General features: G+C 55.7%; 10 protein-coding genes. 6 read left to right on the top strand and 4 right to left on the bottom strand.

Going from position 1 to position 12255, the window contains the following annotated elements:
• The first annotated feature begins 1095 nt into the window (after window positions 1-1095).
• Complete coding sequence (locus tag AKG12_RS30335; RefSeq protein WP_156316075.1) at window positions 1096-1770, top strand: hypothetical protein; 675 nt, start codon at window positions 1096-1098, stop codon at window positions 1768-1770.
• A 722-nt stretch (window positions 1771-2492) separates the two neighbouring features.
• On the opposite strand, the gene AKG12_RS19240 is transcribed toward AKG12_RS30335, so the two are convergent.
• Entirely contained in the window at window positions 2493-2744 is a 252-nt protein-coding gene (locus AKG12_RS19240; RefSeq protein WP_052820082.1) for a ribbon-helix-helix domain-containing protein, read from the bottom strand.
• A 192-nt stretch (window positions 2745-2936) separates the two neighbouring features.
• Here AKG12_RS19240 and AKG12_RS19235 point away from each other — a divergent pair, with 192 nt between their 5' ends.
• Window positions 2937-3299, top strand: a complete 363-nt coding sequence (locus tag AKG12_RS19235; RefSeq protein ID WP_052820081.1) for a hypothetical protein — start codon at window positions 2937-2939, stop codon at window positions 3297-3299.
• Window positions 3300-3360: 61 nt separating this feature from the next.
• Here AKG12_RS19235 and AKG12_RS19230 read toward each other — a convergent pair whose 3' ends face one another.
• Both AKG12_RS19230 and AKG12_RS19225 read right to left on the bottom strand, forming a co-directional pair.
• Window positions 3361-4284, bottom strand: a complete 924-nt coding sequence (locus tag AKG12_RS19230) for an SRPBCC family protein (RefSeq protein ID WP_052820080.1) — start codon at window positions 4282-4284, stop codon at window positions 3361-3363.
• A complete protein-coding gene (locus AKG12_RS19225; RefSeq protein WP_052820094.1) occupies window positions 4281-4622 on the bottom strand; it encodes an ArsR/SmtB family transcription factor in 342 nt (113 codons plus the stop codon). Before AKG12_RS19225 ends, AKG12_RS19230 begins: the two co-directional genes overlap by 4 nt.
• Window positions 4623-4906: 284 nt before the next feature.
• On the opposite strand from AKG12_RS19225, the gene AKG12_RS19220 reads away from it, so the two are divergent.
• The 4 genes from AKG12_RS19220 to AKG12_RS19205 all read left to right on the top strand — a co-directional run bounded on the left by AKG12_RS19220 (window position 4907) and on the right by AKG12_RS19205 (window position 8953).
• Window positions 4907-5125: a hypothetical protein gene (locus AKG12_RS19220; protein ID WP_046800490.1), complete on the top strand. Its 219-nt coding sequence runs from the start codon at window positions 4907-4909 to the stop codon at window positions 5123-5125.
• A 46-nt stretch (window positions 5126-5171) separates the two neighbouring features.
• A complete protein-coding gene (locus AKG12_RS19215) occupies window positions 5172-5576 on the top strand; it encodes a hypothetical protein (RefSeq protein WP_052820079.1) in 405 nt (134 codons plus the stop codon).
• Window positions 5577-5896: 320 nt separating this feature from the next.
• The gene (locus tag AKG12_RS19210) at window positions 5897-6790 is read left to right on the top strand and encodes a DMT family transporter (RefSeq protein WP_052820078.1); all 894 of its coding nucleotides are present in this window, start codon (window positions 5897-5899) and stop codon (window positions 6788-6790) included.
• 153 nt (window positions 6791-6943) lie between these two features.
• Entirely contained in the window at window positions 6944-8953 is a 2010-nt protein-coding gene (locus AKG12_RS19205; protein WP_052820077.1) for an aq_1923 C-terminal domain, read from the top strand.
• Between the two features lie 438 nt (window positions 8954-9391).
• Here AKG12_RS19205 and AKG12_RS19200 read toward each other — a convergent pair whose 3' ends face one another.
• Window positions 9392-12181, bottom strand: a complete 2790-nt coding sequence (locus AKG12_RS19200) for a bifunctional aconitate hydratase 2/2-methylisocitrate dehydratase (protein ID WP_052820076.1) — start codon at window positions 12179-12181, stop codon at window positions 9392-9394.
• Window positions 12182-12255 lie beyond the last annotated feature (74 nt).

Below are 12255 nucleotides of genomic sequence, written 5' to 3'. Positions count from 1 at the left end.
CTTTCCCAGCCCGCAATCCGCAAATTGCAGGTCACTAAAATCAGCTGCCCGCAGATTCTCATCCGCCTTCAGCCAAAAATATACAATCCATCAGCGCATATATTTTATATGTTTTGCATTGTTTGTTATATAAATATATGTTTACGGAAGCCGCCCAGATCACAGCTGGCCTGCCCTCTTCCTATCGGCCATCGCATCAAAAACTCTCCTTATGGTTGTGTAAATACTGCTTCTTGAGCTTCCGATTTCGAAGCCTTGCCCTGGCATAAAGAGATCGTGCCAGCCTTCTCCTCATCAGGGCAGTATCTGCACCAGTAGCAAGGACGTACATTTCATAAAGACCCATTTGAACACACCTTTCCTATCACGCGACGCAGCTGCGACCGTGTTGTGAGCTTCATTTCTTTTTCCATCAGCCTTTTTTCAGCTCGATGGGCATTGCAACGGGGCACTGAAAATTGGCCGCCTGTGGAAAATAAAGACACTTATCAGTGCCCCGCTTCAGCGGTTTATGCCTGTCAGAGCGTGTCCTTCAGCCAATTCGTTTCGGAGAAATAGAACGGCCCACCACAAACCAGACTCTATCTCTCCCCCGGTCCCGGCCAGAGGACTTCGCCTATCAGACCCCGAAATATGAGAGTGACGTCTTTCTCTCGCAACCGGCGCCGGTTCAGCCTCAAAACCAGAATGTTTTCCGGTTCATCGCGGAACAAGGCCAGTATAGGTTAGGAAAATGGGGTGGGGATGAGCGGGGAAAATAAAACATGAGAAAGCAGAAAGAACACAACAGAGGCTCACCGCAACATAAGTCTTGATAACTAGGTTCGTACATGTTTTGTTCTTAAAAACGGGGGGAAGATTCGACTACCGACTTTTCAAGACTGCGGCAAATGCTAATCCCCCAATTCTAAACGGAGCTTCACGGTAGAATTCACGCAGCCATTTTCAGTTTCTATGCGGGTGTGGTGCGCCCTTGCACTCTTGGCGATCACATGAGGCGTGACAAGAGCATCGTGAAGCAGGTCTTTTCTGTTAAGAACCTATACAAACTATTATGTCGATAAATCTTATTTTCACCAAAAAGGGATTCGCATCTTGAAGTATAGAGAGGTTTTCGAAAAAGATAGAGGTTTCCATTTATACCGTTACAAAGTCTCCGTTCTACTGCATGCGACTGCATACAGTAGCCGCCTTACTGATGATGAATTGTCCGATTATACGGCTTTCATCGGAAAATACCTAGATGACATTTCCGAGAAGCCGCCACGACCGATAGACTACCGCCCTGTTCCCGCAGTGACACTCTCTGATTTTGCACCACTTGATAATAGCCCTTTCTATAAATTTGTATCGGATGAGACATGGAGATATATAGATTCCGGTAACTTCCAATTTGGAACCGCAAAGTACTACAGAAATACACCAAACCTTCACATTAAAGATGAGCGTGAAGGTTATGCGAATCTGCATATCGGCTCTGGTGACGATCAGCTCCATCTATCCGTCAGCACCGGCGAAAACTTTGCAATATTCTGTGGAACATCTACAAATGTAGAAAGCTCAGAAAGGGGAATGCGCAGGAAATTCGGCGATAAGATTATCAAAATCGCTGATCCTAAATGTTTCTGCGAGAGAGTGCGCAATCTTATTGGAGCAAAAAGCTACCACATACATGATGTTATTTATTCTGACTTGAAGAATTTTATAATTGAAATGGATGATATTCATGATTTCGTAAAAATAACAGGAAATAGAGACCTTACAGAATAAGCTCTACATAATATAAATCGTAGATTTTTTCGAATCATTTATGATACGGGAATAATTCCAAGCCTCTTTATGAAGCCACATTCTTATAGTGACGAGCAAGAGAGTAGGATCATTTTCGAAATGGACTCGGATATTTCGGATCAAACCATCCGCTTACAAGACAATTACCTTCGGTCTTTGATCGAATTATTCTAGCCTTGTTCGCTATCTATTTTTTATTTTGTAATATTTTCGCCGTGCCGTTTCCCGTGACCCGCACTGTTTCCGGCCTTCGTCCAAGCCTAACCGAACAACGGTGAACAGGTCGCCGAAGAGGCCGCTCCCCACCCTGACGCCGTTCACCCACACTACACGTTCTAGCCGGATTGGATAATGCCTCTAGCATCGAGCGCCATGAGATCTTCTCTCAAGCGTACGGCCATATTCATCCGCTCGTGCAGGATACTCATCACACCCAAGTCGCCGTTATCAAGCGCTCTAAAAAACAGGTAATGATACTCATACCGGCTGAAATAAGCCTCCCTCTTGAGGTCACCGGGGACGGTAAGTTTTTGGGGAAGACGCCGCCAAAGCAGGTGATTGTCGCAGAGGCGCGCTGCAAATGAGCGTGGAGGCCACTTATATAAATCTCAGCCTGCGCTTCACCCCACGTATCCACGGTGTCGCGCCAGATTTTATCTGTGCGGCATCGGCAGGCGCATAAAAGCGATAAGCTGCCATAACTAGCGACGCTTGTTTCGGCCGATTACATCATCACCCGAGACTGCTATAAACGCCCTATCATCCGCGCGCATCGCGGGATCCAGTTCCTTTCGCAAGGCATCCCATGCCTCGTCACGGGTTTGGAGGTCACGCCGAATAAGCGCTCGAATATATTCGCTCGCATTCTCATAAAGACCGTCATCACCAATCTGCTGCTGGATATGGTCTTGCAATGCTCCGCTGACTTTGACGTGAATGCTTCCTGACGCCATGGCGTTTTCCTTTCGGTCCCCTCGATCGTGAAAAGCGTAGCGTATATTGTCAATATTCATCACAGCGTTACGGCTGCTCCTGCTCCCTAGCCAATCATGAGCGCCACGTGAATTAAATCGCTATATTGTTTACTTTGCCAACGGGGCGAAATATTTCTAGTTTAACGAAAAAACACGAATGAGGATCAAGACTTGAAAGTCATCACAGGAAGCGGATTTGCCGCTGCTGCCCTGCTTTTTTCAGGCTCTATGGCCTTTGCCGCGCCCACATACCTCAATTGCGAATTCGCAAATTCGAAAGGAACCCCTCAGGTGTTCAATTTCGCTCTCGACGAAGCCGCCGGGACATTTGGAGTTTATGTCCCGGCTTCTGGCAGTCAGAGAATGGAGAAAGGCACCTTTGCCGGTGGTAAAGCGAGCCTGAATGAAGGCTCGGTGGCATGGGAGATCGATATCGCCAAGGGTTCAGTCATTCGTGACAAGCGCATGGTTGGCGAGAAGGATGGTGCAACCTGCAAGACGATCTCGCACGCGCAGAGCGGCTTTGAAGATTAAGCCGGTCTGGACAGGAGCGAGTATCGAGACCTCTGCACAGGGAGCTGACGGCACGGCACATCTATAGCGCCTTGGCGAAGCGTTCCAGTTTGCCCAGCGTTTGCTGACCCAGCTCCACAGCGCCGAAACCCTTCGCTTGCTGGAACTCGGCTTCCGTGCTGAACACCATGCCCAGCACAACTTTCGTCGCGCCATCCTGATCGTCGAAGGAGGCCCAGGCATCGGCATGTTTCGGCCCGTTTTCGCCCCATAGCAGCGTATAGGCGAGCCTCTCTTCGGGGCGGACCTCGACATAACGATGATGGTTCGGGAAGACTGTGCCGTCAGGGCCGATCATGTCAAAGACCCATTCGCCGCCGGTTCGCAGGTCAATTCTCTTTGTGCGGCACGAAAACCCTTCAGGACCCCACCATTGCGGCAGCGTCTTCTCGTTCATCCAGGCTTTCCAGACGATGTTTCGCGGCACATTTATCGTTCGCTCCAGCACCATGGTTCGCCCGGCCACGCTGGCCAGATTGTTGAGACCGGCGCTGAAACCCTGTTGATAACCATCGCGCATATCCTCGGCCAATGAGGAAAGCTGTACCGTTACGGTCAAGCGGCTACGCTCTTCTACAGCCTGAAAATCGGCAGTCACCAGCGCTGCCGACTGGGTTATGCCGCCAGATGAGACCACCTCGTAGTTCACGCTGCGGCGGGTTGGCTGCAGCTCCAGCCAGCCGCATTCGCAGCGAATATCCGGCTGGCCGGCGACCTTGCAGAGCGACACTTCGCGACCGCCCAGCCTGCTGTCCGCCTCCAGGAATTCCACAGTCACCGAGGGTGATGGAGAGGCCCACACCGCCCGGGCGGCGGGTGACAGCCAGACCTGCCAGAGAGCCGATAGCGGAACGGCAATTTCCCGTTCGAAGCTGAGCGTTGCAAAACGGTCTTGCGGCAGATGCGGTTCAGCGTGTGCGCTTTGTTGACCCGGTTTCGTTGTCATTCTGAATCCTCCTTTATGGCCTGCATTGCAAATGCCTCCAGCCGGTCAAGCCGGCTCTCCCACATGGCCCGCTGCTCATCGAGCCACGTGCGTACCGGCTCCAGCGCTTCGGGCACTATCGCGCAGGTGCGCACCCGCCCATCCTTGGACGTGATGATCAGCCCCGCCTCTTCCAGCACGGAAAGATGCCGCATAACCGTGGGCAGACGCAGCCCCGTGGGAGCGGACAACTCCATGACCGGTGCCGGCCCGCCGCCGAGGCGGGCCAGAATTGCCCGCCGCGTTGGATCGGCCAGAGCCTGGAAGATCAGTGATAGCTCCTGATGATGCTTAGTCATGTTGCTAACTATCATGCTTCATCGCGACGGAGCAAGGGGAAACTTAGCAAATCAACTAAGTTTTATCAGGAGGCATGGCCTTGAGGATGAAATGCCGATGCGTCTCCCGACCGTTCGTTTGGGTAACCGAGCCTTTCCCCTTCATGCGCCTGGCGTTCGGCAACCGGCAGCAGATGCAACTGCTGGGTCGGAAACAAGCCATCAAAAGTTGCAGAAAAAGATTGACTCTCGCAGCTGCCTGAGTGAGCTTCGCGGGGAAAAGACGGGGAAAATATCAAATCATCATGTCACCAGAACGCTTTAATCAATGCCTGCGGGTCATCCGCTGGACGCCGATCAATATTGCGTCCGCGCTGCAATGCGAACTTTCGTGGATCGAGGCACTGGAGGCGGGCAATGAGGAGGTTCCCGCTGGCCTGGCCACATGGCTTGAAACGCTTGCACAGGCGCATGAAGCTCTCCCGCCCCCATCAACCTACAGAGGAAAACGGTCGGCATTCTGATGCGGCCGATAGCTCTTAATCTTCACCAACAACTGGATTACTCGAAATGAAATATCTCATAGCAGCTCTTGGCCTGATCAGCTTCTCAAGCCCTGCCTTCGCGGCATCCTGCGAGAAGAACTTCGCTGTCTCCGGCGTGCCGATGGTGACGGCTGTCTCTTACAAATCATGGCAGGAATTGCCGAAGGCAAAAGCGCCCGCCGTGCTTCAAAAGCTCGCTCAGGCTGTGGCAGCGGAAGGTTTTTCCGGCATCCAGATCAACAAGGCGCTGTCCTCGATCGATGCGCACCAGGAGACCAGCGGCAGCGGCAGAATTCAGACCCTGCGGGTTGTGGCCCGGCAGAAAGGCGCCGGCGTGCGGATCGACGCTGTTTTCAACATTCAGGCCGGACAGATTGCGGACAAGAACGTCATCCGCGAGGGCATCTGCAATATCATCAACGGCGTGTGAAGCACGGTAGATAAGACTGTCCTTTCGACGGAGCGGGCCAGCCGCTTCGTCTGCATTGGCCTGGCGTGACGGCCGCTTCTGCGGATGGCAACAGGAAGCAGGCCCGGGCCTCACCATTCATTCGCAGTCTCTATGATGGTAGACACCGACATCGGAAATGGCACGCCGCCGGCTGACCCGGCACGGGCGGTGAACCAGGCGCTGCTCCACGCTGTTTATGACGATGCTTATGGTATGGCGGGCGAACCCGGAATCTGCGATGGGTGCAGGCAGGGATAGTGTCCGTGGCCGGAAGCGCGCCATGAAGCGACGGGGAAAAAATGCCGATCTATGAACTGGCTGCCGTGGGCGCCGCAACCTGCTGGGCGATGACCGGACTTCTGGCGGCGCGTCCGGCGGGGCATCTGGGAGCGCTCGCCTTCAACAGGACACGGCAGCTTTTTGTCGCTTCCCTGCTCGGGGTCTATGTCCTCGCTTCGGGAACCTGGCGGGAACTGCAGCCCGAGGCGCTGTCGGCGCTTCTGCTATCCGGTTTCATCGGCATCTTCGTTGGCGATACGCTGCTGTTCACCTGCCTCAATCGGGTGGGGCCACGCCGCTCGGGAATCCTGTTTGCCCTCAACGCCCCAATTGCCGCGCTGCTGGGATGGGCGGTGCTTGGCGAAGAGCTTTCCGTAACAACGGTCACCGGCATAGGCCTGACGCTGTGCGGTGTTCTGCTCGCAATCCTCTTCGGCAAGCGCAAGGCGCAGCTGCACGAATGGGAAAGAGTGAAGGGACCACTTTGGCTCGGCGTGCTGCTCGGCCTGCTGGCCGCGCTCAGCCAGGCCGTCGGCTCGCTGATCGCAAGACCCGTCATGGCGAGCGGGATCGATCCGATTACCGCTTCCATGCTGCGCGTCGGGGTCGCGGCACTGTGCCTGACGGCGCTTACCATGCTGCCCATCAAGGCAGTCCGGCCGAATGGCCCGCTGACGAAGAGCATTTTCCTGCAGACGGCGCTTACCGGCATCATCGCCCTTGCCTTCGGCATGACGCTGCTTCTTTTCGCGCTTTCCGGCGGCAAGATCGGCATCGTCTCGACACTGTCTGCAACAACGCCCGTCATCATCCTGCCATTGCTCTGGCTGAGAACACGGGAATTGCCGGCACCCGGCGCATGGGCCGGGGCAGCACTGGTCGTGGCCGGCATGGCGCTGATGTTCTGGAAGTGACCGAAGCCGTCGAAAGCGCCGCAGATGACGCCGCGCGCGCCACGATATACCACTGCAAATAATGTCCAGCTGTTCCGGCGGCACACTTGCGCGGCAACTTTCGCGTGTCTAAAAGACGCGCAAAGTTAATTCGCATTACAGAGGACCAATTTCGTGGAACAGGAAAACACTCCAGTCGGCAAGAGCCGGCGCAAGGCTTTATGGGCAGCGGTTGCGATTATTGCCATCGCGGCTGCAGGTGTCATCGGTGGTAAAGCCTTCTACGAAGCAAAGGTCGACGAGCTGATTGCCCGCAGCGGCGCAACGGCGCGTTCCGTGGACGTCGATTTTCTCGGACAAATTCATATTCGCGAGCTGACCCTGCCGCTTGAAGACGGGAAGAAGATCCAGATCGCCGCTATCGACGGACGTCCCAAACTTCCTTTCCTGGAAGGCGCGCTCGATATGAATGGCATCGATATTGACGTGCCGACCGGCAAGATCTCCATGGCACATGCCCGTGTCGAGAATGCCGCTTTCAAGAAAGTGGAAACGGCATCTGGCGATGGCAATGCAAACTCCCTGTCCCGGCGCATGGAGCGCTTCGCAGCGACGCGCATTTCCACGCCTGAACTGACATTCACCCAGTCTATCGCCGAGACCGAGCAGAAGACCGTGTACAACAACGCGGCTCTGCTTGATATCGCCGATGGCAGGGTCGCCCGCTATACGATCGACAATGCCAGCTATGACATCAAGATGGCTCTGCCGGACAGCACTGGCACGATGGAAAAGAAGCACATGGTCGTCTCGACAGGTGCGATAACCGGCCAGGACTTCGACGCCGCCTATCTTGCAAGGCTCTACACGGAAAAAGCCGGGCCGGAAGACAAGGATGCAAAACCTCTTTACGGACCACTCTCCGTCAGCAAGGTTTCCTTCTCCGACGGTGACGGTCAATTCAGCTACGACGAAATACGCAGCGACGGCTTTACCGCTCGCATGCCGGCCGAGCCGCTGCTGGAAACCCTGAAGGCGCTGACGACAACCCAAAATGCCGATGAGCTTTCACCGCAGGAGCGCCAGGCATTTTTCGGCAAGGTCGTGTCCATTCTGGACATGATGGGCAAGAGCAACATGCAGCTGCTGGGCTTCAAGGTGGACGCGCCTGATCAAAGCGAAGGGGCGGACGGCAAGCGGGTCAAGGCCACCATCGAGCGCATCGACATGCAGATGGACAGCCGCAAGCTCGATTTCGGTCTGAACGGCATGTCGATTGGCGATGGCGACGGCAAGATCGAGGTCGCCGAAGCAAGCCTCAAGGGCTTTGACTGGAGTTCCACAATCGAAGGTCTCTCCCAGATCGTCGGCTTCGATGAAACGAAAATCGAGACATTCCCGTTCAATCGGCTGATACCGGAACTCGGCAAGGTGCGTGTCGGTGGCATCAACGTTGATATCGCCGCACCGGAAAAGACCGATGAAGAGGCCGCAGGCACGCCTGAGCGCATCAAGTTCACGCTCAAAAATTTCGAGATGGGACTGACCAAACCCTTCAATGGTATCCCGACCGATATCGAGATCAGGCAGGAGGACCTCTCCCTGCCCATCCCGGCGGATTCGACGGAAGAAGTTTTTGTTGAAGCACGCAAACTGGGTCTGGAGTCACTCGCCTTGTCTTACGCCCTCGCCGCTGGCTGGGACGAACCCAACAAAAACCTGCTGATCCGCGAAGTCTCGCTCAGCAGCAAGGATATTGGCAGTGTCAATTTTTCCGGTCTGGTAAGCGGCTTCACGGAAGAGTTTTTCTCCTTCGACCTTGGTCGCGCCCAGGCTGCGCTTTTCGGGCTTGCCGGTCGTGAGGTAAAATTCACGATCAAGGACGAAGGCATGATGGCCAAGGCGATCAAGCTCTATGCCCTGCAGAACGAGATGACCGAGGATCAGGTGCGTGGCACTTTGACGTTGGTTGCCAACGTGATGCTGCAGCAGGTGGCCGCCGAACAACCGAAACTCCAGGAGGCGGTGAACGCACTCGTCCAATTCATCAACACGCCGGGAACCTTGACTGTCACGGTCAAATCGACAGGCCCAAATGGCCTTGGCCTTTTTGATCTTGCTGCAGCCTCCGAGAATCCGATGCTTCTTCTCGACAAGGTGGATATTCAGGCAACGGCGGAATAAGCCGGCCTATCAGCCGCCAATTGTCTCGAGCTCAGTTTCCTGAGCTTGAGATAACCTGAAAATATATATTTCGGCACCCATTTGCGTAGACGCACCGAGCTTTTAAATGTAATTTTTATAAGCTTGTTTAAGCAGTTATGACGATTACTGGAAGTCAAACATTACACTCCCGGCAGCCGCCTTTCAGGATTCCCGGGAAAAGAGGTCGGCGACGTGATGACGTCCGGAAACAATTCCGGAGCGAACTGATATCTTGAAAAAATCGGACAGCACCCGGCGCATTCGGGCCGGCGATGCGACAATTGCCGCCTCCATGCTGCGATGGACCGGCGCATGGTTTCGGATGCCCACCCTTCGGCAGGCATCCGTCAGATCATCATGAAGCGCTCCGGATAACGCGTCATGTCCGGGAGGCTTTCACCTCCCGGTGCTGAAACATCAATAATGGACCGAGAGGGAATCGATCGGCGTGCCCTTCGACGGGGTGAACTTGGTCAGATCGATCCCTTCGACGGCTGCCTTGTATTCCTCAGCGCTCGGCGTGCGGCCAAGGATTGCCGACAGGACGACGACCGGGGTCGACGCGAGAAGCGACTCGCCCTTCTTTTCAGCCGTGTCTTCCACGACGCGGCCCTGGAACAGGCGGGTCGAGGGTGCCAGAACTGTGTCGCCCTTTTCCGCCTTTTCCTGGTTGCCCATGCACAGGTTGCAGCCCGGGCGTTCCAGATAGAGGATGTTCTCGTATTCGGTGCGGTTGGTGGTCTTCGGCTTCAGGTCATCGAATTCGAAGCCTGAATACTTCTGCAGGATTTCCCAATCCCCTTCCGCCTTCAGCTCATCGATGATGTTGTAGGTCGGCGCGGCAACGACGAGCGGCGCCTTGAACTCGACCTTGCCTTCGGCCTTTTCGATGTTTTTCAACATCTGGGCGACGATCTTCATGTCGCCCTTATGCACCATGCACGAACCGACAAAGCCCAGATCGACCTTCTTGGTGCCGCCGTAATAGGACACCGGACGGATCGTATCATGGGTGTAGCGCCGGGAGACATCGGCATTGTTGACGTCGGGGTCGGCGATCATCGGTTCGTCGATGACATCGAGATCCACAACGACTTCGGCGAAATATTTCGCATTGTCGTCGGGGGTCAAGGCGGGCTTTTCGCCAGAACGGATCTCGGCGATGCGCTGATCCGCCTTGGCGATCAGGCCCTTCAGGGTCTGGGCGGCATTGTCCATGCCCTTGTCGATCATGATCTGGATGCGCGACTTGGCGATCTCCAGCGACTCGATCAGCGTCTCGTCCTCAGAGATACAGATCGACGCCTTGGCCTTCATCTCGGCCGTCCAGTCGGTGAAGGTGAAGGCCTGGTCGGCGAGCAGCGTGCCGATGTGGACTTCGATGATGCGGCCCTGGAAGACGTTATCGCCATGCTGCTTCAGCATCTGCGCCTGCGTCGCATGCACAACATCGCGGAAGTCCATATGCGGCTGCATCGTGCCCTTGAAGGTGACCTTGACCGATTGCGGGATCGGCATGGTCGCTTCACCCGTCGCCAGCGCCAGCGCCACGGTGCCCGAGTCGGCGCCGAAGGCGACGCCCTTGGACATGCGCGTATGGCTGTCGCCGCCGATGATGATCGCCCAGTCATCCACGGTGATGTCGTTCAGCACCTTGTGGATCACGTCCGTCATCGAATGGTAGACGCCCTTCGGGTCGCGCGCGGTGATCACGCCGAAATTGTTCATGAAGGACATGAGCTTCGGAATGTTCGCCTGCGCCTTCTTGTCCCAGACGGAGGCCGTATGGCAGCCCGACTGATAGGCGCCATCCACCAGCGGCGAAATGACGGTTGCCGCCATCGCCTCAAGTTCCTGCGCGGTCATCAGGCCGGTCGTATCCTGCGAGCCGACGATGTTGACCTTGACGCGAACGTCCGAACCGGCATGCAGAACCTTGCCGGGGGTCACGCCGACGGCGTTGCGGTTGAAGATTTTCTCAACGGCGGTGAGGCCCTGACCTTCGATCGCGATTTCCTTGTTCGGGGCAAAGACCGGCGTAGCCTCGATGCCGAGCGTCTGAGCCGCAAAGGTCTGGAGCTTCTTGCCAAAGACGATGGCGTATGAGCTGCCCGCCTTCATGAATTCCATCTTCTGGGGCGTGAAGGCGGCGGCAACGTCAACCAGCTCATTGCCGCTTTCGTCGCGAAGCTTGCGGTTCTTGGCGTCGATCTTGAGGACAGTGCCGGTCTCGACCGAATATTTCTGCTCGAGGATCGGGTTGCCGTCATTGTTGAGGATCGGCTTGCCGTCTTCACCGAGCTTCTTCACCCAGTTCTTCAGGTTGATGCCGATACCACCCGTCACGTCGACGGTGGTGGCGAAAATCGGCGAAATGCCGTTGGTGCCGGCGACGATGGGGGCGTAATTGACGAAGGGCACATAGGGGCTGGCCTGCTTGCCGGTCCACAGCGCCACGTTGTTGACGCCGGACATCCGCGACGAGCCAACGCCCATCGTGCCCTTTTCGGCGATCATCATCACCCGCTTGTCGGGATGCTGCTTCTGAAGCGCGACGATTTCCGCCTGCGCTTCCGGCGTGATCATACACTGGCCGTGCAGCTGGCGGTCGGAACGCGAATGCGCCTGGTTGCCGGGGGACAGAAGGTCGGTCGAAATATCGCCTTCGGCGGCGATGAAGGTCACAACCTTGATCTCGTCCTCGACGTCCGGAAGCTTGGTGAAGAATTCGGCCTTGGCATAGCTTTCAAGCACGCCCTTGGCGACGGCATTGCCTGCCTTGAAGGCGTCGCGCAGCCGGAACATGTCGGCATCATAAAGGAAGACCTGGGTCTTCAGAACTTCACCCGCCTGCGCGGCAAGTGCCGCGTCATCACCGAGCGTGATGTCGAGCAGCACTTCGACAGAAGGGCCACCCTTCATGTGCGACAGCAGTTCCAGCGCGAAGGCAGGCGTGATCTCTGGCACGACGACTTCACCGAGAATGATCTGCTTGAGGAAGGCCGCCTTGACGCCCGCAGCACTCGTGGTGCCCGGCAGGGAGTTGTAGATGAAGAATTTAAGGGCGTCCGTCCGGTATTCGCTACCGGCATCCTTGATCAGCGCAATGATTTCGGCGGTCAATGCGCCGTCATCGATCGGCTTGGGTGCGAGCCCTTGTTGTTCTCTGCTTTTGATCTCAGCCAGGTAATCCAAGTAAAGGTTCATCGCTATCCCAACGTCCTGATATGTATGGAGCCAAAACCCAGCACCACCGAACTGTCACGTCAATAGGTCTGGGT

The sequence above is a fragment of the Agrobacterium sp. SUL3 genome (genome assembly GCF_001263295.1).
GTDB lineage: Bacteria > Pseudomonadota > Alphaproteobacteria > Rhizobiales > Rhizobiaceae > Agrobacterium > Agrobacterium tomkonis.
This window is presented reverse-complemented; position numbering and strand designations above follow the sequence as displayed.